At 60.2% G+C, this 24277-nt stretch carries 17 protein-coding genes; 8 read left to right on the top strand and 9 right to left on the bottom strand.

Features of this window, described 5'->3' with window-relative positions:
• Positions 1 to 23 precede the first annotated feature (23 nt).
• On the bottom strand, positions 24 to 1064 hold the full coding sequence (mgrA, locus tag RCJ00_RS15100) for an L-glyceraldehyde 3-phosphate reductase (protein WP_316222977.1): 1041 nt from the start codon (positions 1062 to 1064) through the stop codon (positions 24 to 26).
• A gap of 4 nt (positions 1065 to 1068) precedes the next feature.
• A complete protein-coding gene (locus RCJ00_RS15095; RefSeq protein WP_316222976.1) occupies positions 1069 to 1491 on the bottom strand; it encodes a GlcG/HbpS family heme-binding protein in 423 nt (140 codons plus the stop codon).
• A gap of 133 nt (positions 1492 to 1624) precedes the next feature.
• On the opposite strand from RCJ00_RS15095, the gene RCJ00_RS15090 reads away from it, so the two are divergent.
• Complete coding sequence (locus RCJ00_RS15090) at positions 1625 to 4114, top strand: glycoside hydrolase family 3 protein (RefSeq protein WP_316222975.1); 2490 nt, start codon at positions 1625 to 1627, stop codon at positions 4112 to 4114.
• Positions 4115 to 4117: 3 nt separating this feature from the next.
• On the opposite strand, the gene RCJ00_RS15085 is transcribed toward RCJ00_RS15090, so the two are convergent.
• The 3 genes from RCJ00_RS15085 to RCJ00_RS15075 are packed head-to-tail and all read right to left on the bottom strand — an operon-like array spanning position 4118 to position 6459.
• A complete protein-coding gene (locus RCJ00_RS15085) occupies positions 4118 to 4375 on the bottom strand; it encodes a DUF6587 family protein (protein ID WP_316222974.1) in 258 nt (85 codons plus the stop codon).
• A 4-nt stretch (positions 4376 to 4379) separates the two neighbouring features.
• A complete protein-coding gene (gene feoB, locus RCJ00_RS15080; RefSeq protein WP_316222973.1) occupies positions 4380 to 6218 on the bottom strand; it encodes a ferrous iron transporter B in 1839 nt (612 codons plus the stop codon).
• 1 nt (position 6219) lies between these two features.
• Complete coding sequence (locus tag RCJ00_RS15075; RefSeq protein ID WP_316222972.1) at positions 6220 to 6459, bottom strand: FeoA family protein; 240 nt, start codon at positions 6457 to 6459, stop codon at positions 6220 to 6222.
• Positions 6460 to 6705: 246 nt separating this feature from the next.
• Here RCJ00_RS15075 and RCJ00_RS15070 point away from each other — a divergent pair, with 246 nt between their 5' ends.
• The gene (locus tag RCJ00_RS15070) at positions 6706 to 8973 is read left to right on the top strand and encodes a catecholate siderophore receptor Fiu (RefSeq protein WP_316222971.1); all 2268 of its coding nucleotides are present in this window, start codon (positions 6706 to 6708) and stop codon (positions 8971 to 8973) included.
• Between the two features lie 69 nt (positions 8974 to 9042).
• Complete coding sequence (locus RCJ00_RS15065) at positions 9043 to 9723, top strand: Fe2+-dependent dioxygenase (protein ID WP_316222970.1); 681 nt, start codon at positions 9043 to 9045, stop codon at positions 9721 to 9723.
• A gap of 101 nt (positions 9724 to 9824) precedes the next feature.
• Here RCJ00_RS15065 and RCJ00_RS15060 read toward each other — a convergent pair whose 3' ends face one another.
• On the bottom strand, positions 9825 to 10532 hold the full coding sequence (locus tag RCJ00_RS15060; RefSeq protein ID WP_316222969.1) for a TetR/AcrR family transcriptional regulator: 708 nt from the start codon (positions 10530 to 10532) through the stop codon (positions 9825 to 9827).
• Between the two features lie 319 nt (positions 10533 to 10851).
• Between RCJ00_RS15060 and RCJ00_RS15055 the strand changes: the two genes are divergently transcribed.
• From RCJ00_RS15055 to RCJ00_RS15045, 3 genes are all read left to right on the top strand, one after another.
• Positions 10852 to 12042 (top strand): efflux RND transporter periplasmic adaptor subunit, encoded by a 1191-nt coding sequence (locus RCJ00_RS15055; protein ID WP_316222968.1) that lies wholly within the window; start codon positions 10852 to 10854, stop codon positions 12040 to 12042.
• 162 nt (positions 12043 to 12204) lie between these two features.
• Positions 12205 to 15441: an efflux RND transporter permease subunit gene (locus RCJ00_RS15050; protein ID WP_316222967.1), complete on the top strand. Its 3237-nt coding sequence runs from the start codon at positions 12205 to 12207 to the stop codon at positions 15439 to 15441.
• Entirely contained in the window at positions 15441 to 16832 is a 1392-nt protein-coding gene (locus tag RCJ00_RS15045) for an efflux transporter outer membrane subunit (RefSeq protein ID WP_316222965.1), read from the top strand. Before RCJ00_RS15050 ends, RCJ00_RS15045 begins: the two co-directional genes overlap by 1 nt.
• 59 nt (positions 16833 to 16891) lie before the next feature.
• Here RCJ00_RS15045 and RCJ00_RS15040 read toward each other — a convergent pair whose 3' ends face one another.
• Positions 16892 to 17656 (bottom strand): FadR/GntR family transcriptional regulator, encoded by a 765-nt coding sequence (locus tag RCJ00_RS15040; protein ID WP_316222964.1) that lies wholly within the window; start codon positions 17654 to 17656, stop codon positions 16892 to 16894.
• Positions 17657 to 17901: 245 nt separating this feature from the next.
• Between RCJ00_RS15040 and RCJ00_RS15035 the strand changes: the two genes are divergently transcribed.
• The gene (locus tag RCJ00_RS15035) at positions 17902 to 20052 is read left to right on the top strand and encodes an alpha-glucuronidase family glycosyl hydrolase (protein ID WP_316222963.1); all 2151 of its coding nucleotides are present in this window, start codon (positions 17902 to 17904) and stop codon (positions 20050 to 20052) included.
• Between the two features lie 122 nt (positions 20053 to 20174).
• Positions 20175 to 20462, top strand: coding sequence for a Dabb family protein (locus RCJ00_RS15030; RefSeq protein ID WP_316222962.1), 288 nt, complete (start codon positions 20175 to 20177; stop codon positions 20460 to 20462).
• A gap of 21 nt (positions 20463 to 20483) precedes the next feature.
• On the opposite strand, the gene RCJ00_RS15025 is transcribed toward RCJ00_RS15030, so the two are convergent.
• Both RCJ00_RS15025 and RCJ00_RS15020 read right to left on the bottom strand, forming a co-directional pair.
• Positions 20484 to 22583, bottom strand: coding sequence for an ATP-binding protein (locus RCJ00_RS15025; protein WP_316222961.1), 2100 nt, complete (start codon positions 22581 to 22583; stop codon positions 20484 to 20486).
• Between the two features lie 88 nt (positions 22584 to 22671).
• Positions 22672 to 24156, bottom strand: a complete 1485-nt coding sequence (locus tag RCJ00_RS15020; protein ID WP_316222960.1) for a methyl-accepting chemotaxis protein — start codon at positions 24154 to 24156, stop codon at positions 22672 to 22674.
• Positions 24157 to 24277 lie beyond the last annotated feature (121 nt).

The following is a 24277-nucleotide window of genomic DNA, read 5'->3' as shown; positions in this document are numbered from 1 at the left end:
AGTTGAGCAAACTTAAACTATATCTACAGCGTCGAAGAGACCTTCCACAGATCGATTCCGCCTTCGGTGGCATAGGTGTCGATGTCGGCCAGTTCCTGATCGGTGAAGACCAGATTGTCCAGCGATTTCAGTGTATCGGCCATCTGCTCCACGGTACGCGCCCCGACAAGCGCTGAGGTGACGCGGCGGTCGCGCAGAACCCACGCAATAGCCATCTGAGCCAAGGTCTGGCCGCGCTTTTGTGCGATATCGTTGAGTGCCCGAATACGGCGAATATTGTCGTCTGTGATCAGGTTTTGGTTAAAGGAACCCGCCTTGGCGGCGCGGGCGTCAGCCGGCACGCCGTTGACGTATTTGTTGCTGAGCATGCCTTGGGCCAGGGGTGAAAAAGCGATACAGCCTGTGCCCAGATCTTCGAGTGTATCGAGTAGTTCCTCCTCGATCCAGCGATTAAGCATGGAATAGGAGGGCTGATGAATCAGCAGGGGGACATTTTCCGATTTCAGTATGGCGGCGGCCTTGCGGGTCAATTCCGGTGAGTAAGAAGAAATGCCGACATAGAGCGCCTTGCCCTGGCGATACAGGGTAACCAGAGCCCCCATGGTCTCTTCCAGCGGCGTTTCCGGATCGACACGGTGCGAATAGAAGATATCGACATAATCCAGACCCATGCGCTTCAGGCTCTGGTCGCACGACGCGATCAGGTATTTGCGCGAACCGCCGACATCGCCATAGGGCCCCGGCCACATGTCCCAGCCGGCCTTGGTCGATATAACCAGTTCGTCGCGGTGCGCCTTGAAATCAGAGGCCATGACCCGTCCGAAAGTCTCTTCAGCCGAACCGTAGGGCGGGCCGTAATTGTTGGCCAGGTCGAAGTGGGTCACGCCCTTGTCGAAGGCGTACTGCAAAATGGCGCGGCCGGTCTCATAGACATCGACGCCGCCGAAATTCTGCCACAGGCCCAGCGAAATCGCCGGCAGTTTGAGCCCCGAGCGCCCGCAGCGGCGGTAGGACATGGTGTCATAACGGGTTGGAGAGGCGACGTAGGGAACAGGAAAGGCCATGATGTTATGCGTCCAGAGAGTTGAGAATTGCCGTGATGCCGATATTGGCGATTTCGAGATCTTCGACGCCGGACAGGCCGCTGACCGCGACGGCGCCAATGCACTGACCGTTATAGATGACAGGCGCGCCACCATCCCAGCCGACATAGCGCGCATCGCCGTGGTAATGCACGTCCGAGCCGTCAATTTGTGCAGCGCGCCCCAGGTCGCCAGACGGACCGCGCACGCGGGCAGCCGTATACACCTTGTTCTGAGCGATGACGATCGGCGGCAAGGCGCAGCCGTCGGTGCGCCACAGGGCCAGTAATTCGCCATGGCTGTCGCCAACCGCGACCACACCCGCCTTGCCGCGCGTCTTGAGTGCGTGAACGCAGGCGTCTATGGCCAGGCGCGCTTCGGCTTCGCCCAAGTTCAATGTGGTTTGCACCCGCGTCTCCTCAACTTTTTTATGGGTGAACCTGCATAGAGAGGCCATGTCATCAGTGTCAATAGGGACTTGACGACAACGCTGTCATCATGATCCTCTGTGAAAAAATATAATAAGCGGAGAAGAAGCGCCCATGTCCCTCAGCCCCCTCTCGAAGGGCGCCGCCTCCGTGGCTGCGCTGCTTGTCGCCATCGCCTTTGCGGCGGACGCCGCGCCCCAAAGCCCCTCCCCCACAGGCCCATCGCCAGCCGTCGTCCATCCGGGACTGTGGCCAGTCGCGACGTCGCCGATCGGTCTCGATCCCATCATGGAAAAGCGCATCACCGCGATGTTGGCGCAGATGACGGTCGAAGAAAAGGTCGGTCAGGTCATACAGCCGGAATGGAAGACTATCAAACCGGAAGAGGTTGCAAAATACCACATCGGCTCAATCGAGAACGGCGGCGGTGCGGTGCCGAACGGCAACACGCATGCAACGGTGAAGGACTGGGTCGATCTGATTGAACCCTATTACCAGGCGTCTGTAAGGCCAGGCCAGAACGTGACGATCCCGCTCATATGGGCGTCGGACGCCGTGCATGGTCATAACAACGTCTACGGAGCGACCTTGTTTCCGCACAATATCGGCCTGGGCGCCGCGCATGATCCGGACCTTATCCGGCGTATCGGCGAAGTCACCGCCGCAGAGGTCCGGTCCACCGGTATGGACTGGTCCTTCGCCCCGACCATCGCCGTGGCGCGTGACGACCGGTGGGGCCGCACTTATGAAAGCTACTCCGAAGACCCTAAAATCGTCGCGCAATATGCCGCCGCCATGGTGGCTGGCATAGAGGGACGGGGCGCGACCTTCCTTGACGACAGCCACGTCATTTCGACCGCCAAGCATTTCCTGGGCGACGGCTCGACAGACGGCGGCCGCGATCAAGGAAATTCGACGGTTTCGGAAGCCGATCTGGCCCGCCTGCATGGCGCCCCCTATGTCGACGCCATCAATGCCGGCACACAGTCCGTCATGGCGTCCTATAACTCCTGGCACGGCACCAAGATGCACGCCAACCGGGCCTTGCTGACCGACGTGCTGAAAGGCCGGATGGGTTTCGACGGCTTCGTCATGGGCGATTGGCTGGCCCACGGCCAGATTCCCGGCTGTACCAATTCCGACTGCGCCGCCGCCTTCAATGCCGGCCTGGACATTTTCAACCAGCCTCAGGACTGGAAGCTGCTGTATGCCAATCTGGTGCGCGACGTTAAGAACGGCACAATTCCGATGCGGCGTCTTGATGATGCCGTCCGCCGTATCCTTCGTGTCAAGATGCGCATGAAGGTCTTCGAGCAGCCTTCGCCCGCCAACCGATCCGCGACCTACCGCCCAATCGGTACGCCTGAACATCGCGCCGTTGCCCGCGAGGCCGTCGCCAAATCGCTCGTCCTGCTCAAAAATTCTGGCGTCCTGCCCTTGAAACCGACGGCACGGGTGCTGATTGCCGGCGATGGCGCCAATAATATCGCCATGCAGTCGGGCGGCTGGACCCTGAGTTGGCAAGGTGCCAACAATAGCAATGCCGATTTTCCTGGCGCCACCTCCATCTACGAAGGACTCAAAGCCGAGATTGAAGCCTCCGGTGGCCAGGTCCTTTATAGTCCGGACGGCACCGCGCCCCAGACGCCGGACATCGCTATCGTGGTATTCGGTGAAACCCCCTATGCCGAATTCATGGGTGACCAAGCCGATGTCGCCCTGCACCACGATAATGTCGAATCGCTTGCCTTGATCCGCAAGTTGAAGGCGCAGGGGATTCCTGTTGTCGCCGTGATGATGTCCGGCCGGCCTTTATATGTGAATCCTCAGATCAATGCCGCCGATGCCTTTGTCGCCGCCTGGCTGCCCGGATCGGAAGGGGCGGGAATCGCCGACGTGCTGACCGGCAAGCGCGATTTTCAGGGGCGTCTAAGCTTTTCCTGGCCGAAGCGGCCGGACCAGACACCGCTGAATGTCGGTGACACCAATTATGACCCGCAGTTCGCCTATGGTTACGGCCTTAGCTACGCCGCGCCCGCAGTCACGCCCCATCTTGCCGAGGTGGCCGACACCATCCGCTACGGCGAAAAAAATGTTTATTATAGCAAGGGCACCGCCTGGAATGGTTATAAGATTAGCCTGTCCGACGACGCCCAGCATCGCATGGAGTATGTCGGCACGCAGGCAACCCTATACGGCTCCGCGGCTCTGACGGTATCGCCGCAGGATGACGGTGCCCTGCATGCCATGTGGAACGGCAAGGCCAAGGCCGCGCTGGAAATCGGCGCCGAAAAGCCTTCCGATATTGCCCGCGAAGCCAACGGCGCGATGATGATTTCCCTCTCTGTCCGCGTCAATTCAGCGCCGACCGGTGAGGTGCGTCTGGGTATCGGCACGGCCTCCGTCCCAGTCACGGCCTGGCTGAAAACGACATCCACCGGCGCCTATACGGCACTGGCCGTGCCCCTGTCCTGCTTCAAGGCGCAGGATCTATCCGCGACGCCAAGCGTAGCCCGTATGGAAACGTCCAGCAGCCTGGATATATCGGTGGCAGATATTCGCCTGACCGAAACCAAACCGGGGGCGGCCTGTCCTGCGGAATAGGACCTACCCCTTTTTCAGTTCCGACAGCGAACACCCCTTGCAACTGCCGCAGCCGGAGCCGCAACCGCTATCGGCGGCCTCGGCCGGTTTTAGGGTCTGTCCTATGGCTTGAACGACCGGTGGCAAGTCGGCGCGAGTCAAAGCGTCCGCACCTTTCACCTGAAGCTCGCGGCTAAGCTTGGGCATCAGGCGGCGAAGCATCTGTACCGCGCAGAAGGCCACGATAAGGGCAATAATGACGGTCTGGACGATGGCATACATGCAGTCAGACTCCCGGAACGAAATAATGCGTGATCTGGTAGGTCAGGAATGCCGCGACATAGGCCAGGGCGAACAGATAGCCAGCTGTCACGCCTACCATTTTCCAGGAATTGGTTTCGCGGCGAATCACCGCCAGGGTGGAGAGGCATTGCGGCGCGAAAACGTACCACGCCATCAAGGACAAGGCGGTGGCGAGCGGCCACTGCGCTGAAATCAGGTGTCCCAATTGGTCGGCCACAGCAGCATCGTCACCGGAGACCGAATAGACGGTGCCCAGCGCCGAGACGGCCACTTCGCGCGCCGCCAGGCCGGGGATGAGGGCAACGCAAATTTGCCAGTTGAAGCCGATGGGCGCGAAGACCGGCTCCATCCAATGGCCAATCATGCCGGCGACGGAGTAGTCGATATCGGGCCCTTGCGCGCCCGCCGGTTTGCCGGGGAAGGTGGTCAGCACCCACAACAGGGTATTGACGGTAAAGATGATGCCGGTGATGCGGCGCATGAAGATCATGGCGCGTTCGCCCAAACCGATGAGCAGGTTCTTGGCGTGCGGCAATCTATAGGACGGCAGTTCCATGATCAGCGGATGTTCGCTCTTGTCGCGCCGGAAGATCGACATGACGAGCGAGACCGTAAGCCCTCCCGTGATGCCGATGATATACATGCCGAACAGGATCAGGCCTTGCAGGCTGACAAAACCCCACAGTTTCTGTTCTGGCACGAAGGCGGCGATAAGCAGCGTATAGACCGGAATGCGCGCCGAACAGGTCATCAGGGGCGCGATAAGGATGGTGGTTATGCGGTCGCGGACATCGTGAATCGAGCGCGTCGCCATTATGCCCGGAATGGCGCAGGCATGGCTGGACAGCAACGGAATGAACGACCGTCCCGTCAGGCCGGCCTTTGACATCAGGTTGTCGAGCAGGAAGGCGGCGCGCGGCAGATAGCCGGACTCTTCGAGGATCAGAATAAAGAAGAACAGAATCAGAATCTGCGGCAGGAAGACGATCACCGCCCCCAGGCCGCCGATCAGGGCATCGGCGATAAAGCTTTTCAGCAAGCCATCGGGAAGGGTTTCTGTCACCACTCCGCCGAGCCAGCGCATACTGGCTTCGATGAAATCCATGGCTGGCGTCGCCCAGGTGAAGACAGCCTGGAACACAACGAACATGATGACGACGAGTATGGGAATGCCGAGAACCGGGTTGAGCAGTATGCCATCCAGCCGGTCGTCGATCAGGGATGTCCGCGTCGGCATGACAACGGCGGCTTTAAGGACGCGGCGGACATCGCCATGCAGATCGCCGGTTTCGCGAATTTCAGGCACATGCGGCGCGACATTGGCGTCGAGATGCGCCACCAGCGCTGCCGTGCCATTCGCCTTGACCGCGACGGTTTCGATCACCGTAACGCCCAGTTCCTGTTCCAGACGGGCCGTATCGATTTGGATGCCGCGCTTGCGGGCCGCATCCATCATATTCAGCGCCAGAATCATCGGCCGCCCGAGGCGCTTGACCTCCAGCACGAAGCGCAGATGCAGTCGCAGATTGGTGGCGTCGGCGACACAGACGATCAGGTCCGGCATGGTCTCGCCCGGCCGGCGCCCCAGGCAGATATCGCGCGTGATGATCTCGTCCGGGCCCATGGCGTCGAGGCTATAGGTGCCGGGCAGGTCGAGCACCTGCACCTTGCGGCCCGATGGCGCGGTGAAGTAACCTTCCTTGCGCTCGACGGTCACACCAGCATAGTTAGCTACCTTCTGCTTGGCACCCGTCAGTTGGTTGAAAAGCGCCGTCTTCCCGCAATTCGGGTTGCCGACGAGAGCAATTGTGAGCGTGTCCATCCTATGCAGCCTGCTCCACCGTCACCCGGGCCGCTTCCGAACGGCGCAGGGCGAAGCGTGTAAAGCCGATCTGTATCAGCAGGGGATCGGCGCCGATGGGCCCGCGCCCGACAACCTTGACCTCCTCACCCGTTACGAAACCCAATTCGCGCAAGCGATTGCTGATCAGATCGCCGTCATGTGCATCGACGACGCCGGTCACCAGGGCGGGTGAAAAAGCGGGCAACTCAGTCAGTTTCATAAATAGTCACTCTAAAGGTTGCGAATGATTATCATTTATGAGCCCTGCGGGTCAAGGGACATAGAGTCACGGTCCTGCGACAATTGGCAGCGTTCAGGCCTTGCCCTGGAGATTCAGGCGGGAAGACGGCTTTTCATTGTCAATAATGCAAGTTATTCGCAAGATTTCACTTGCAATTGATAATAGCTCGCAATAACACGCTTGGCGACGCCGACTCCCCTCGGCAAAATCTGAGAGAAACACACCATGTCCGCCTCCATTCGCAGCCGTAAGCACCCTGTCAATCCCTATGCTATTGCCTTAGCCGCCATCGCCCTTCCTGGCGTTGCCCTAGCTGACGCCGCCGCTGATATCAACGATCGCGGCACCGAGGTGACCGTGAAGGGCGAACGCCATGGGCCGTACAAGGCAGACCATGTGTCGTCGCCGAAAAAGACTCAGGCGCTGGTCGACACGCCACAGACGGTCGCCGTCATCAGCAAGGAAGTGTTGCAGGACCAGAATGCGACCACCCTGATCGACGCTTTGCGCAACACACCGGGCATTACCATGCAACTTGGTGAAAACGGCAATACCAGCGCCGGCGACACGTTCCAGCTACGCGGCTTTTCGGCTCAGTCCTCGGTGTTTCTGGATGGCGTTCGCGACCTTGGCGCGGTGTCGCGCGACGTGTTCAATGTCGAGCAGGTCGAGGTCGCCAAGGGGCCGGCCGGCGCCGACATCGGTCGTGGCGCATCGTCCGGTTATATCAACCTGGTGTCCAAGCTGCCGACGCTGAAAGGCGGGCAATCGGCGACCGCCAGCCTCTATAGCCAGGGCGGCGCCCGCGCCACGGCTGACGTCAACTTCCGCACCGGCGAAACCAGCGCCTTCCGGCTGAATATCATGGCTCAGGATATCGATGTTGCCGGTCGCGACCACGTCAACAATAGCGGTTACGGCATCGCGCCATCCTTCGCTATCGGCCTGGGCACGGACACGCGTTTTTACGTTTTCGCGCAGGCCCTTCATCAGGACAACCTGCCCGACGGCGGCATCTCGGCCATCGGCTATGACGGCTATTACAACAGCGTCCCCGCACTCAATGCCGGAAAGCGGGTGAACCGCGAAAACTTCTACGGCAGCGTCAATGACTACGAGAAAGTCGATGCCGCCATGCTGACCGGCAAGGTCGAGCACAATTTCGCCGGCGGCGCAGTCCTGACCAATACCAGCCGATATGGTCAGACCAGCATGAACCGGGTTCTGACCGGCATCAGTTCGGGATCTGCCGGCATTACCGCCGTCAACCCGGCGGATCCGTCCACCTGGACCATGACGCGCAACCGCCAGCGCGTCGATCAGGACAACAAGATACTGATCAATACCACCAATGTCAGCCTGACGGCGCATACCGGCGCCTGGGAGCATGATCTGGCCATCGGCGCGGAAGTATCCTACGAAAGCCAGTTCAACCGCACCTACAGCACGACGGCCAAGGGCGTAACCGACGTCGTGCCGGCAAGCAACCTGTACACGCCGAACCCCGACATCGCCCTGCCTCTGCCGCGCGCCACGGGCGCCTACACGGACGGCAATACGGTGACCGTGGCGGCCTATGCCTTCGACACGATCAAGCTCAACGAAAAATGGCTGGTCAACGCCGGCCTGCGTCTGGACAACTACGCCACAGAAACCGACGTCGCCACGGCTGGCGCCGCCGCCCCCTATACACCGACGGTCGACCACCTCAAGGCATCGGGCACCCTGGCCAGCTGGAATGTCGGCCTTGTCTACAAGCCACGCCACAACGGCAGCCTGTACGTCGCCTATGGCAACTCTCTGACACCGCCGGGCGGCAACAACTTCGTTCTCAGCGCCTCGGCGTCGAGCACATCGAACTCGGCCTTCGATCCGGTCGAGGTCGGTAATCTCGAAGTCGGCACCAAGTGGGACCTGCTGTCGAAAAAAGTGTCGCTGACCGCGGCCTGGTACCAGACAGTCGCCAAGAACGAACTGACCCTGGCCGATCCGCTCAATCCGACCTCTTTCCTTCAGGTCGGTGAGCGCAAGGTTGACGGCATCGAACTGGGCCTGGTCGGCCAGATCACCCCAGGCTGGCAGGTCTCGGCCGGAGTGCAGACCCTGCATACCGAAATCACCGGCGGCACCAGCGGCAATAACGCCGAAGGCGCAGCCGCCCGTTGGTCGCCGAAGCTGACCGGCACGGTCTGGACAACCTACAAGGTGACACCTAAATTCACGATCGGCGGCGGTGCGTCCTATACCGGCGACCAGCTGCGCGTCGTCGACCCCAGCGTCAATCTCGCCACATCGGCGGGCCTGGCGAAAATCCCCGAATACTGGGTCGCCAATGCCATGGCGTCCTATGACATTACTCCGCGTTTGGCGCTTCAGCTCAACATCTACAACCTGTTCGACGAAGACTATATCGCCACCCTCAACAATGGCGGTTCACGCCTGACACCCGGCGCGCCGCTCAGCGGCACCCTGACCTTGAACGTCAGGTTCTGACCGCAGTCCTTCGGCCTGCCAAGCGCTCCGGTTTACGCCGGAGCGCTTTGTCTATAAGGAGTATAGAACATGATGCTGCACATTCCCGACGTCCTGACGTCCGCCGAACTGACTCATATTCGCGGTGTGCTGGCCCAGGCTGGCTGGACCGAAGGCCGGCACACGACCGGCGCACAGGCGGCCGGGCAAAAGTGGAATTACCAGTTACCCGTCCTGGCGCCAGAGGCGCAACCCCTGGCCGATCTGGTTCGGAGCGCCTTGCTGCGTCATCCATTATTTCAGTCGGCGGCTCTGCCGAAAACGGTCCTGACGCCACGCTTCAATGCTTATGAAGACGGCGGTTACTTCGGCAATCATGTCGATGGCGCCATCCAGCCCGATCCGGTCACGCAAGCCATGGTACGCACCGACGTGTCAACCACCGTCTTTCTGAGCGATCCGGATGATTATGATGGCGGCGAACTCGTCGTCGAAGACACGTACGGCGCCCACGAAGTCAAGTTGAAGGCCGGAGATGCGATCCTGTATCCGGGAACCAGCATTCATCGCGTCGAGCCGGTGACGCGCGGGATGCGCCTTGCCTCCTTTATCTGGACACAGTCTATGGTGCGTGACAGCCATCGCCGCCAGATGCTGTTCGACCTGGATATGACCATTCTGAAGTTGCGAGCGCAATTGGGCGACACGCCGGAAGTGGTCGCCCTTACGGCCCACTATCATAACCTGATCCGCCAGTGGGCGGAGCTTTAGCTAGAGCATTCGTCGGCTCAGTTGAGCCGCCTCATGGCTTTAATTTTTTGTAACGCCTCATGTTTTTCCGAAAAGTGGTATCCACTTTTCGGCATGAAGTTCTAAGGAAACAGGAAACTTGTCGTCGCTTCGACGATGGCCTTCAGGTCGTCGCGGCTGGCACCAGCACGGGCACGAACAGCCAGACTGGAGGTCAGGGAGGTGATCATTTGTGACATCACCTTCGGATTCTGATTGGAACCGATATGACCCATTTTCTGCGCCTTGGCGAAGAACCGTTCAAAGCGGGCGTCAAACTCTTCGATCGTACCCTGTAATACGCTCATGATCGATTCATGCCGCGGCGCTTCGTTCAGAGCCGTACACATGAACGCGCAGCCCAAGCACTCACCGGCTTCCGACTCGCCGTCTACATCGCCGGTATATGACCGGATCATGACGTCGAAATAGCGGTTTATAATGCCGCGCAGATTGTCGTTCTGACCATTGCATTGCAGCACCTGATCCAGTTTCCCGGAAATAGCCTGGCGATAGCGCTCCATAGCCTTGAGATACAGCGCTTCCTTGTCGCCGAACGTCGCCGACAGGCTAGGCCGGCTGACGCCCGTCGCAGCAGCAATATCGTCGAGCGACGTATTGGCAAACCCGCGCATCCAGAACATCTCCAGCACGGTTTCCAGCACGGCGTCGGGATCGAAGGCGCGGGGTCGTCCGCGTTTGCGCGGGGCTTCGCAGGCACAGGCTTGCGGATCAGCCGCCTCGCCGCCGCACGCCACATCGGGCAATTCAAACCCTTTGAAATCGTCCACGATACAAACTCCAAACCCAAAAGCGGCAACTGCCATTTATTGGCGAGCCCGCAGAGTAATCCTCTTCCGCTGCGGAGGCCAGCCTGAAAAAGCGGGCGATTTCGCAGCGTTCACGGCGCCTCGGCAGAGCCTTCGACTACGCCTTAGCATATTTATTTGCGATGTCGCATAAAAATATGTTTACAAAATGACAGGCACGGACTATTTAACTGCGACGCCGCATAAAATAAGCCTGCACCCGAGAAGCGCAAGCCCTTTTGCCGCCATCCGCCAGTATGCGTTCTCCTCCCTGCTCCTTTCTCCCCAAAGGAAATCCGTTATGTTCGACCCCGTCATCTCCACCCTCAAGCTTGATCGTTATCGCAAAATACTTGTCGCCGGTGCCGTATCTCTGACCGTTCTGGCCGCCGCCGGCATCGGCACGGCCCTGACCACCCAGGCCGCCAGCCAGGTTCAGGCTCCCGCCGCCACACCCGTTACCGTTTCGGTCGTCGCCTTGCAAACCGCCGCCCAATGGACCGATTTTTCCGGCCATCTCGAAGCCGTCGATCGCGTTGAAATCCGCCCGCGCGTTGCCGGTGCCGTCAAGGCCATCCACTTCCGCGAAGGCGCCCTGGTCAAAGCCGGCGACCTGCTGGTCACCATCGACCCGGCTACTTACCAGGCCGAAGCGGCCCGCGCACAGGCCGACGTCTCCGCCGCCTCCGCCCGGCTGACCCTGGCCACGTCCGAAGCCGCCCGCGCCCAGCGTCTGTGGAACGATCACGCCATTGCGCAATCCGAACTGGAAAGCCGCACCAACGACCTGAAGGCAGCCGAAGCCAATCTGGCGGCGGCCCGCGCCAACCTGCAAACCGCCAACCTCAACCTCAGCTACACCCAGGTCCGCGCCCCTGTATCCGGCCGCGTCGGCCGTATCGAGGTCACCGTCGGGAATTTGATCGGCGCCGGCCCGCAATCCCAAGTTCTGACGACCCTGGTTTCGGTCAGCCCGATCTATGCCAGCTTCGATGCCGACGAAGCGGTCATCAACCGCACCCTTGCCGACCTGGGCACAACCTCTCTGGAAACCATCCCAGTCACGGTTGACACAGATGCGAGCAGCGAGCCCATTTCCGGCCACCTGCAACTGATCGACAACCAGTTCGACGGCACCAGCGGGACCCTTCGCGCCCGCGCTGTGTTCCAGAATGCTGAAGGCAAGCTGATTCCCGGTCAGTTCGTCCGCGTCCATATGGGCGCAGCCCAGCAAAAGCCGGTCCTGCTTGTCTCGGAACTGGCTATCGGCACCGATCAGAACAAGCGCTTCGTCTATGTCGTCGGCGCCGATCACAAGGTGGCCTATCGCGAAGTGACGCTGGGTGGGACGGCCAACGGCCTGCGCATCGTCACCTCCGGTCTGAAGGACGGCGAACGCATCATCGTCAGCGGTCTCCAGCATGTCGGCCCCGGTTCCGTCGTCGCTGAAACCGTCGTGGCGATGGGCAAGACCGCCGCCCCGAAAGCCTGATAACACCCTGACCTCAGCCCTATAAGCGCCCACCGTGACCGAAGCCGGTCACGGTTCCGCCCGCTCCCTGCCTGCATGCCCTGAAACGGGTAGACGGCGCGCCGACTTTCGGCGCGGCGGCGGGCGACGCTTACCTCAAATCCGCCAGCTCAAGAGGCAAACATGAACCTCTCCAAATTCTTTATCGACAGGCCGATCTTCGCCGGGGTGCTCTCCCTGCTGATCCTTGTCGCCGGGCTGCTCAGCCTGCGCGTCCTGCCTGTTTCCGAATACCCCGAAGTGGTGCCGCCCCAGGTCGTGGTGCGCGCCGCCTATCCGGGCGCATCCCCCGCCGTTATCGCTGAAACCGTCGCCGCGCCGATCGAAGAAGCGGTCAACGGCGTCGAGAACATGCTCTACATGTCCTCGCAAGCGACAGCCGATGGCCAGATGACCCTGACCGTCACCTTCAAGCTCGGCACCAATGCCGACCTGGCGCAACAGATGGTGCAGAACCGCGTATCCCAGGCCGAAGCCCGTCTTCCGGCCGATGTCCGCGCGCTCGGCATCACGACCCAGAAGAGCCAGTCCTCCCTGCCGCTGGTGGTGCATATCACCTCACCCAATGGCCGCTATGACGCGACCTATCTGCGCAACTACGCCCTGCTCCATGTCAAGGATCGCCTGCAGGCCATCAAGGGCGTTGGCCCGATCCAGATGTTCGGTGGCGGCGATTACGCTATGCGCGTCTGGCTCGATCCGCAAAAGGTCGCCGAACGCGGACTGTCACCATCTCAGGTCGCCGACGCCATCCGCTCCGAAAACGTCCAGGCCGCCGCCGGCGTCATCGGCGCCTCGCCCGGCTTGCCCGACCTTACCCTGCAACTGTCGGTCAACGCCCAGGGCCGCCTGAGCACCGAAGAAGACTTCCGCAACATCATCGTCAAGACCGGCGCCGACGGGGCCGTTACCCGCCTGGGCGACATCGCCCGCATCGAAATGGGTGCGTCGGACTACGCCCTGCGCTCACTGCTCGACAATAAGAACGCGGTCGGCATTCCCATCTTCGAAACCGCCGGCGCCAATTCGCTCCAGCTGTCCAAAGAAGTCCACGAGACCATGGAGCAGTTGAAAAAAGCCATGCCGGAAGGCGTCTCCTATGAGATCGCCTACGACACCTCCGAATATGTCCATGAATCGATCGACTCGGTCATCCACACCCTGCTCGAAGCCATCATCCTGGTCGTCATCGTTGTCATCCTGTTCCTGCAAACCTGGCGCGCCTCGATCATCCCGCTGCTGGCCGTGCCTGTTTCGGTTATCGGCACCTTCGCGGTGATGCACCTCTTCGGTTTCACCATCAACGCCTTGACCCTGTTCGGGCTGGTGCTGGCCATCGGTATCGTGGTCGATGACGCCATCGTCGTCGTCGAAAACGTCGAACGCAATATCGAAGCCGGAAAGTCTCCCCGCCAGGCCACCTACCAGGCCATGCGCGAAGTCTCCGGCCCGATCATCGCCATCGCGCTCGTCCTAGTAGCGGTCTTCGTGCCTCTCGCCTTCATTACCGGCCTGTCGGGCCAGTTCTACCGCCAGTTCTCGCTGACCATCGCCATCTCGACCGTGATTTCGGCGGTCAATTCCCTCACCCTGTCTCCTGCCTTGGCGGCCCTGCTGCTCAAGGGGCACAATGCTCCCAAGGATGGCCTGACCCGCTTCATGGACAAATGGCTGGGTGGGTTCTTCGCCCGCTTCAACCGCACCTTCAAGCGCGGATCGGAAGCCTATGGCAAGAGCGTCGGCAAAACGGCTACCCGCAAGGGCCTGATGCTCGGCCTCTATGCCGGTCTGGCCGCCCTGGCCTATGTCATGTTCCAGGTCGTTCCCGGCGGCTTCATCCCGCAGCAGGACAAGGCCTATCTGGTCGGCATGGTCAAGCTGCCCGACGGTGCGACCCTCGACCGCACCGAAGCGGTCGCCCGCAAGGTCTCGGAAATCGCCGCCCAGACGCCGGGCGTCGCCCACGCCTTGGCGTTCCCCGGCCTGTCGATCAACGGCTTCACCATCGCCTCCAACGAAGCCGTCGTCTTCATGCCGCTGAAGCCGTTCAAGGAGCGTCACGGCGCGGCTCTATCCGCCGGCGCCATCGCCGGTGCGCTTAACGGCAAGCTGGCCGGCATTCAGGAAGGCTATTCTGTCATGTTCCCGCCGCCGCCATTGCTTGGCCTCGGCACAACAGGCGGCTTCAAGCTGCAACTGGAAGACCGCGCCGGTCTCGGCTACGCCAAGCTCGACGAAGCCACCAAGGCCTTCATCGCCAAGGCGTCGCAAACCAAGGAACTGGCTGGGGTGTTCAGCGGCTATAACATCAACACGCCGCAGCTCTACGCCGATATCGACCGCACCCGCGCCCGCCAGCTGGGCGTCAGCGTCAGCGACATCTTCGCCACCATGCAGATCTATCTCGGTTCGCAATATGTCAATGACTTCAACCGCTTCGGCCGCACCTACAGCGTCCGGGTCCAGGCCGATGCTCCGTATCGCGCTCACCCGGAAGACATAGGTAAGCTTAAGGTCCGCTCGGCATCCGGCGAGATGATTCCGCTCGCTGCCGTCCTCAAGGTCGATCCGACCTCCGGCCCGGTCATGGCCAGCCGCTACAACGGCTACCTGTCCGCCGACATCTCCGGCGGTCCGGCACCCGGCTATTCGTCCGGCCAGGCTCAGGATGCGATCAAGCGCATTGCCGCAGAAACCCTGCCGTCCGGCATCGACTACGAATGGACCGAACTGACCTACCAGCAGATCTTGGCCGGCGACTCATCGTCGCTCGTCTTCCCGCTGGTCATCCTGCTGGTCTTCCTCGTGCTCGCCGCCCAGTATGAAAGCGTGGTCCTGCCGATCTCGATCATCCTGATCGTGCCTATGGGGCTGCTGTCCGCCATGGTCGGGGTTTTCCTGACCCATAGCGACAACAACATCTTCACCCAGATCGGCCTGTTCGTCCTGGTGGGGCTGTCGGCAAAAAACGCCATCCTGATCGTCGAATTCGCCCGCGAACTCGAACTGACGGGGCTCAATCCGTTGGAAGCCGCCATTCGCGCCTCCCGCCTGCGGTTACGCCCGATCCTGATGACGTCCATCGCCTTCATCATGGGGGTCCTGCCGCTTGTCACCTCGCAAGGGGCAGGGGCCGAAATGCGCCGCGCCATGGGGATCGCCGTGTTCAGCGGCATGATCGGGGCCACCCTGATCGGCCTGTTCATGACCCCCTTCTTCTACGTCCTGCTGCGCGCCCTGTCGGGTAACCGGCCACTCAAATCGCATACATCGACGCTCGAAGGCGAAGACGATGTGCACGATGAGCTCGCGCCGCAACCGACCTCTACGCCCGCCAAACTCAAGCCGGAGGCTTTCTGATGAAACGCCTGATTTCCCTTACCCTCGCGGCCACCCTGCTTAGCGGCTGCGCCACCGCCCCGCTCCAGCAAGCGGCCGTGGAGACACCCACCGCCTTTGCCGGCCAGACCACACCCGGCGTCCGTGCACCGACACCGGTCGGCACCTGGTGGCTGGTCTTCAACGACGACGCCTTGAACGGCCTTATGGCCCGCGCCATGGAGAAGAACAACGACATCAAGCTGGCCTATGCCCGCCTCGATCAGGCCCAGGCCTTGCTGGGGGCGTCCCGCGCCGACCTGTGGCCACAGCTTGGCGCCAGCTATAATGGGAGCCACGGGGCCAATCCGGTCCTGAATAATGGTTCGACCAAGCCCGGCACGACCCACACCCTGGGGGCTGACCTCAGCTACGAGGTCGATCTGTTTGGGCGTTTGCGTGCTGCCGCCGGCGCGGCCAGTTTCGACGCACAGTCGAACGAGGCCCTGCTGCGCGATACGCAACTGCTGGTCCAGGCCCGTGTCGCCGAAAGCTATTTCGCCCTGCGGGCCCTCGATGAAGACCGCGCCATCGTGAGCGACACCCTGACCGCCTACCGCGGCAGCCTATCGGTCACGCAACGCCGCTTCCAGGAAGGCGATGTCGCCGAGCTGGATGTCGCCCGTCTCCAGACCGAGGTCGCATCGACCGAAGCGGCGTCCGCCGCGCTCGACCAGCAACGCGCCCAGGTGGCCCATGCCCTGGCCGTCCTGCTCGGCGAGCCGGCCAGCACATTCGATTTCGGCGTTGCGCAGTGGGCCTCCCAGCCCTGGGCCAGCGCTGTGCCGGTCATTCCCGCCGGCATACCCGCCGACGTCCTGCATCGCCGCCCCGATGTCGCATCCGCCGAAGCGTCGCTTTACGCCGCGCAACGCCGCGTCGGCATCGCTAAGGCCGCCTGGTTTCCTACGCTGAGCCTGACCGCCAATGGCGGCTATGCGTCGGGTGACCTCGACACCCTGTTCAAGGACGCGGCGCGGACCTGGTCTTTGACCGGTATTCTATCGCAGGCGATTTTCGACGGCGGCCGACGCCGCGCCGGCGTTGACTACGCGAAGGGTGGTCTCGACGCCGCTTTCGCTCAGTACCGGCAGGCCGGCCTAGTCGCCTTCGCCGATGTCGAGGACCAGTTGTCCGACCTGACCTACCTTAAGCAGCAGCAGGCATCGCAGGATCAGGCGGTCGAGGCCGCCACCCGCGCGTTCAACATGTCGCAGTCACGCTACACCAATGGCTCATCGTCACAGCTTGAAGTGCTCGATGCCCAGCGGCAACTGCTCACCATAAGACGTCAGGCCCTGCGCGTACGGGCGGCGCAATACCAGTCCACCGTCGGCCTGATCAGGGCCCTCGGCGGGGGGTGGTCGGCCTGATCTGGCGGCCAGGCTGACCCCTTACAGGCGCGCGGCAAAGCTGCGCGCCTGTTTTCTGTTTAGATATCTGTGGAAATGGCCTTGAACCGCCCCGCCATGGCCTTGCGGCGGTCCTGGCTGGCCTGCTTTGCGCTTTCGACCGCCAGCACTTCCGTGGCGTTGAGCAGGTGCTCGATAACGCGGTCCATATGCTCGTGCATGGCCTGACGCGCGGCAGACGATGACCGGTTGCGCAAAGCTTCGAGAATTCCCGTATGCTCGTTGATGCGCTGCTTCATACCCATGTTGGCAGCCCGGGCCAGAACAATCTTGGCGAAGGGCGATTGGTAGCGCCAGTCCCACAGGTTTTCGACCGTCGTGATCAACGCACCGTTTCCGGTAATGTTAGCGATCATGACATGGAACTCCCGGTCGGCCTTTTCCGCCTTGACCGGATCCTTATCGTCCATGGCCTTGATCAATTTTTCCAACTCGGCAATGTGCGCCTCATTAACCAGGGTCGCCGCCATGGCCGCGACCTCGCCTTCGAACAGGCGTCGCGCCTCTATCAGTTCAAAAGCGCCAATTTCCGAGTCGGTAATGGGCGGCGCCTTGGCGGCGTGGCCAGTGTTGGTCACCAAAATGCCGTGACCGTGCTTGGCTTCGATCAGGCCCAGAATTTCCAGCGCGATCAAGGCTTCGCGCAAGGTCGGGCGGCTGACACCGAATTGCAGAGCCAGATCGCGCTCGGTCGGCAGACGATCGCCGGGCCTGTATCGCCCCGATTCGATTTCGGCGGCGATAGAGTCGGCTATCTGACGATAGAGCTTCTTGGTATCTGACATTCTGCGGTCAAGGGATAAGGCTAAACCATTGGTATGACCTTTAACCGCACCCGACACAATAAAAAACGGGCGTACCATGGAGCGATGATAGGTTAGAGACAGCTGCAAAATGCGCATATATGTACGTATCTGCTGATAAATCGCCGCCAGGACAGACGGATATTTAATTGGTAGTCTGTTCACCGTTTGCGTCATTCACCTGCTTTGCCCGCGCCGGGAAAAAGTCACCGCCTAAAAGGTTCGTCATGCGTCATTGGTCACATCGCTGGATTGCCGTCGCCCGCATCGCCATCACCTGTATCGCCATCGCCGCTGCCGCATCCCCGCTCCTGACCAAGCCAGCACGGGCCGAGGACGGTTACGATCTATGGCTACGTTACCGCCCGGTCGAAACGTCTTATGCCGCGCAGTACAGACCGCACGCCACCGCCATCATCGGCGGCAATACGCCTATCCTGATGCGTGCCAAGGCCGAACTGCAACGCGGGCTGGACGGCCTGCTTGATCAGAAAACCCCCATCGTCGACTTGCCGGTGGATGGCGCCGTCATGTTGGTCACTGAGGACGCAAGCGTACCGGAAGAGGGCTTCCGTATCGAGGCCCGCACCGTCAATGGCCATGCGGTGACGGTCATTTCCGCACGCACCGACCAAGGAGCACTCTACGGCGCCTTCCGCTTCCTGCGCCAGATCCAGACGCGCCAAAGTCTCGACCATCTAAAAATCGCAGATGCGCCGAAAATCAAGCTGCGTGTCGTCGATCATTGGGACAATCTCAACGGCACGGTCGAACGCGGCTATTCTGGCGCCTCCATCTTCGACTGGTGGCGGCTGCCCGATCTGGTCGATCCGCGCCTGACCGACTATGCCCGCGCCGAGGCCTCGATCGGCATCAATGGCGTCGTGCTCAACAATGTCAATGCCAAGGCCGACAGCCTGACCGAGCCCTATCTGCGCAAGACCGAAGCGGTGGCGCAGGTCCTGCGCCCCTACGGTATCAAGGTCTATTTGTCGGCGCGTTTTTCTGCCCCTATCGACTTAGGCGGACTGAAAACCGCCGATCCGCTTGATCCCGCTGTCCAGGCCTGGTGGGCCGCCAAGACGGATGAGATCTACAAGATCATCCCCGATTTCGGCGGCTTCCTGGTCAAGGCGAATTCCGAAGGCCAGCCCGGCCCCGGCGACTACGGCCGCAACCATGCCCAGGGCGCCAACATGTTGGCGGCGGCGCTGAAACCGCACGGCGGCATCGTCATGTGGCGCGCCTTCGTCTATTCCGAGCATGACGCCGATGACCGTGCCAAACAGGCCTATAACGAATTTGCCCCGGTAGAAGGCCAATTCGCCGACAATGTCCTCCTGCAAATCAAGAACGGGCCCATCGACTTCCAACCCCGCGAGCCCTTCCACCCCTTGTTCGGCGCCATGCCCAAAACCAACGAGATGCTGGAGGTGCAGGTCACCAAGGAATATCTCGGCCAGGGCACGCACCTGGTCTATCAAGGGCCGCTCTATGAAGAGACGCTGAAGGCAGACACCTTCGCCAAGGGCAAGGGCTCAACCGTCGCCAAGATCATCGATGGCTCGCTCGATGGCCACACGCTGACCGGCATTGCCGGCGTGTCTAATGTCGGCGACGACCGCAACTGGACGGCGCACGATTTCAGCCAGGCCGATTGGTACGCCTTCGGACGGCTGGCCTGGGACCCGGAGGCCTCGAGCCGCGACATCGCCGCCGACTGGGTAAGGATGACCTTCTCCGCCGATCCGGCCTTCGTAAAGCCCGTGGTCGAGATGATGATGACCTCGCGAGAAACGGCGGCCCGCTACATGACGCCCCTCGGCCTGGCGCACCAGATGGCGACCGGGCATCATTATGGCCCCGGCCCCTGGGTCTGCGACCTGGCGCGGCCGGAATGGAATCCGTGCTATTACGCGAAGGCCGACGCACGAGGTATCGGCTTCGATCGTACGGCCACCGGCTCCAATGCGCTTGCGCAATACACGCCCAAAGCCGCCAAGCTGTGGACTGACCCAAAGACCATGGATGAACGCTACCTGCTGTGGTTCCACCACCTGCCCTGGACGTACAAGGTGCAATCGGGCCGCAGCCTGTGGGACGAACTGGTCACCGATTACGATGCCGGTGCCAATGCCGCTGGCGATATGCGCCGTACCTGGGCGGGCTTAAGCGCCTATGTCGATCCGCAACGCTTCGCCGCCATATCGGCCAATCTGGCCATTCAGGAACGTGAGGCCAGGTGGTGGCGCGATGCCTCCATAGCGTATTTCCAGTCGAAGTCGGGTCTGCCCCTGCCCGCTGGCATCGCCGCGCCGACGCACGATTTGGACTATTACAAGGGCCTCAACTTCCCCTATGCTCCAGGTCACAACTAGAGCGGTCTGCATACTGACGAATCAAGTCAGGGCATGCAACCCGGTCTAGGTTTTACGTTTTTCCGCATCTTGCGTTTAATTTGTGAGTCAAATTGACCGCTCATTGCTCTAGGGAGACCCGCATGATACGCCATATCGTTCCGTTCCGCCTGACACATGCCCATGGCTCGGCTGAGGAAGCCGATTTTCTGGCCGCCAACCGCGCCTTGGCCAATATTCCCGGTGTCGAAAATTTCGAGCTGCTGCGCCAAGTCAGTCCGAAGTCGAACTACGACTTCTGTGTCTCCATGGCCTTTGCGGATCAGGCCGCTTACCAGGCTTATAACGTCCATCCGGCCCACGTTGATTTCGTGCAAACGCGTTGGATTCCGGAAGTGGCCGATTTCATGGAAATCGACCTCGTGGAATAGAGGCCAACCGAATTTCGGCAATTATTTTTTCGCCGCGGATGCATAAAGCGCGACCATCGGGCCCGACAGGGACGCGTTTTTGCTGGCTGGCGTCGCCACTTTCAAAGGGACTTCAAACCAGAATGTACTGCCCGAGGCGACGTCTGAAGCCACACCTATCTCCCCCTGCATCAGCTTTAAAAGCTCGGCGCAGATGGCAAGGCCTAAACCGCTCCCGCCATGCTTACGATTTATGCCGGCATCCAATTGCTGAAACGGCTGGAACAGCTTTCTGGTCTGTTCGGTGTTCAGTCCAGGCCCCGGATCGGAAACCTCAACCCGCATACGCCCGCCAATTTGCCCTGAAACCGCGCGCATAGAGACGCAGATATTGCCGTCGGAGGTGAACTTGCAGGCGTTACTGACCAGGTTGCTCAATATCTGGCCCAGGCGCGTATCATCGATCACCTGCCATTCCGGCAGCGCGTCGTCATAGGCCACAGTCAGGTTGAGATTGTGCGCCTCAGCTTGCCGCTGAAACTGGTCAACCGTGTCACGCGCCAGCTCTCGCACATTGACCACCTGGGGGCTTAGCGTCATCTGGCCGGCTTCCAAACGCGAGACGTCAAGGATGTCATTGACGATGCCAAGAAGTGTGTGCCCAGCCCGGTCAATGCGCTTAACAAAGGACTGAGTTTCCTGCGACAGGCCGGCTTGATCGCTCAAAAGATTAGCATATCCCAATATGGTCGTTATCGGCGTTCGGATTTCATGACTCATCGTCGCCAGGAACTGTGCCTTGATTTCCAACGCGGCCTCGGCTTGTTTACGCGCGGCAATCAGTTGGGCATTGCTGTCGGCCAGCGCCAGTTCTTTGAGCTTCATATTGGTGATATCGGTGACCATCACGTAGAAGCCGCAAACGCGGCCGTCCTCTTCGAAGTCAGGCAGGTATTGCGCCAGCATATAGCCAACGGCGCCGGTAGGCTTTGTCATCGCACGCTCGAAGATTTGCTTTTTACCGGCCAGCGCACCGCGAATATAGGGCTGATTCAGAGCGAAGATGTCTGGGCCAAGCAAGGTTTTGAGATGAACACCCATGAGCTCATCCGGCTGTTTGTTGAACCATTCAAAATAGGCATTGTTGGCGAAACGGCACTTCAGGTCTAAGTCCCAGTACCCCAGCATACCGGGCATGTTCTCCGCCAGCAATCGATGACGGGCTTCGCCTTGACGCGATTGTTCTATGGCTGCGCGATAGTCCGTTACATCCTGGAAAACGCCGTTGAGCGTCTCCACTTCACCGTCGCCGCTTCGAAGGACGACGGCCTTCGCGACGACATTGCGCAATGAACCGTCGGTGTGGCGTATACGCGCGTCGAGGGTATAACCCTGGCCGGTTTTTAAAGCGCGTTCAACCATCATGGCGAGCTTTGCCCCGTCTTCCGGTTCGTAAAGAGCCAAGACCTGCGCGTAATCAGGCGGTTCGTCGGCGATCGGAAGACCGTGAATGCGAAAGACCTGATCCGACCAACTTACACGGCCCGTTTTTACATTGAACGACCATTGACCTATGCCGGCTATATCTTCGACAAGCTCAAGCGTTTTCTGGCCCTCCTCCTTCGCCTTTATTATGGCGCTACTGGTCAATGCCGCCTTGCGCATAGCCAACACTGACGACACTGAGGCCGCCATCTGTTCGAGTTTGCGCGCTTCGGCAGGGCCGAAATCTGGCCGCGGTATGCGATCAATCACGCAAAGCGTTCCGATCAGAACCTTATCGTAACGCACCGGTGCGCCCGCATAGAATCGAATATAGGGCGCGCCGACAACCAGCGCATTGGTCGAAAAGCGTGGATCGTCCAAAGCATCGGTAACGATCATGACCGCATCTTCGCGGATGACGTGGTCGCAAAAGGAGACGTCACGCGCCGTATGATCAACGTCCAGGCCTATATGGGACTTGAACCACTGCCTCTCCTCATCGACGAGCGAGATGAGGACGATAGGCACATCGAAAATCAGCTTCGCGAGTCCTGTCAGTTGATCGAAGGCGGGTTCTGGCGGCGTGTCGAGAATGTCCAGCGCCGCCAAGGCGTCAAGCCTTTGGACTTCATTTTTGGGAGTTCGCAGCCTTGGCATTATTTCTCTCGACGATTCTGCTAGACGCTTTAGTAGTCTGCCGGGACCCGCAGGCATTCACGCTTACGCCGTCCCGGACCATAAGGCGTCACGCAACCAGTTGCTCGACGCTCTGCTTGACCTGCTCCGAGGCATTGGCGACGCTGGTGAAGGTTGAGTTGATCTGTCCCAGACTGTCTTCGATCTTTTGGACTGAAGAGACAGCCATTTGCATATTATTGGATATTTCGCCGGTCGCCGCATGCTGTTCTTCAATTGCGCTGGCGACACTCGCGACATTTTCCAGCACGGCATTCAGCGAAGACGAGATCACGTCCATGGCGCCCACAACCTCCGAAGTCACCGACTGCATCTTGGCGATTTCCGCCCCGATGGTTTTGGTAGATGCTGCCGCCTGATTGGCAAGCGACTTAACCTCCGAGGCAACGACGGCAAAGCCTTTACCAGCTTCTCCCGCGCGTGCCGATTCAATGGTGGCGTTTAGCGCGAGCAGATTGATTTGTGACGCAATGTTTTGAATGAGGGCGACGATATCGTTCATCGCCGTTGCGGACTCGTTCAGGGTCGCTACGGAATCGTTCGCCTTCTGTGCGCTATTGAACACGCTCTCGACGCCCGCCTGAGCATTGGTCATGCTTTCACCAATCTCACGGACGCTGAGGCTGAGTTCTTCCGATGCCGCCGCGACAGAATGGATGATTGTCGTGGTATCGCTCGACGCATGGGCGGCGCCAGACGTCATTTGGGTTGCATCGACCATCTGATGGATGACGTTGCCAAGCTCGGAGTTGATTGCCTGGCCAAGCGCATCATTGCGAAGCCGCCGCATGACAGAGGCGGTAAGATCGGTTGCAAACTTCACAACCTTGATGACCGCACCGGTATCGTCAAAAATCGGATTGTAGGTCGCCTGGATATAGACCTCGCGGCCACCCTTTCCGATACGCTTGTATTCGGCGGCCTGAACTTCACCGCGGCCTAAGCGATCCCAAAATACCTTGTAGTCACTAGAGTTGGCGTAACTCGGCTCACAGAATATCCGGTGGTGCTTCCCAACAATCTCGTCGGCAACATAGCCCATCGTATCGAGAAAGTTTTTGTTGGCCTGGAGAATATCACCTGTCGGCGTGAACTCGATCACGGCCTGGGCACGATCAATTGCGGCGATCTTTCCGGCGTGGTCGATCGCGATAAGTTTGGCGGCGGTAATATCGGAGGCGATTTTTATGACCTTTACAACCTTACCCGCCTTATCTGTGACGGGATTGTAGGACGCCTGGAGCCAAATAGCCCGTCCGTCTGCGCCCAACCGTTTGAACTCTCCGGCGCGGAATTGGCCGGCGCGCAGACCCGTCCAGAATGTCTTGTAGTCATCCGACGCCACGTAGGCAGGATCGCAAAACAGGCTATGGTGGCGCCCTTTGATTTCCGACAGGGTGTAGCCTACCGCCTCCAGGAAATTGGTATTCGCCGATAGAATGCTGCCGTCAGGTGAAAATTCGATGAGCGCTTGGGACGCGTTGAGACTGGCGATAACCGCCTTGTCATCAGTCTTGCCGGATCCAAAAAACATAGGGTTCTCCCACTCGTTATATCTTTGCTAGGAGCAGGATAGGCTCGTGACCTTAATGCTGAGAAAAAAGATTCTTACACCAATGTCGCAATTCATAAATGGTCGCTTATAGTCTCCCTAG

It is taken from the genome of Asticcacaulis aquihabitans, assembly GCF_032490435.1.
Classification (GTDB): domain Bacteria; phylum Pseudomonadota; class Alphaproteobacteria; order Caulobacterales; family Caulobacteraceae; genus Asticcacaulis.
This window is presented reverse-complemented; position numbering and strand designations above follow the sequence as displayed.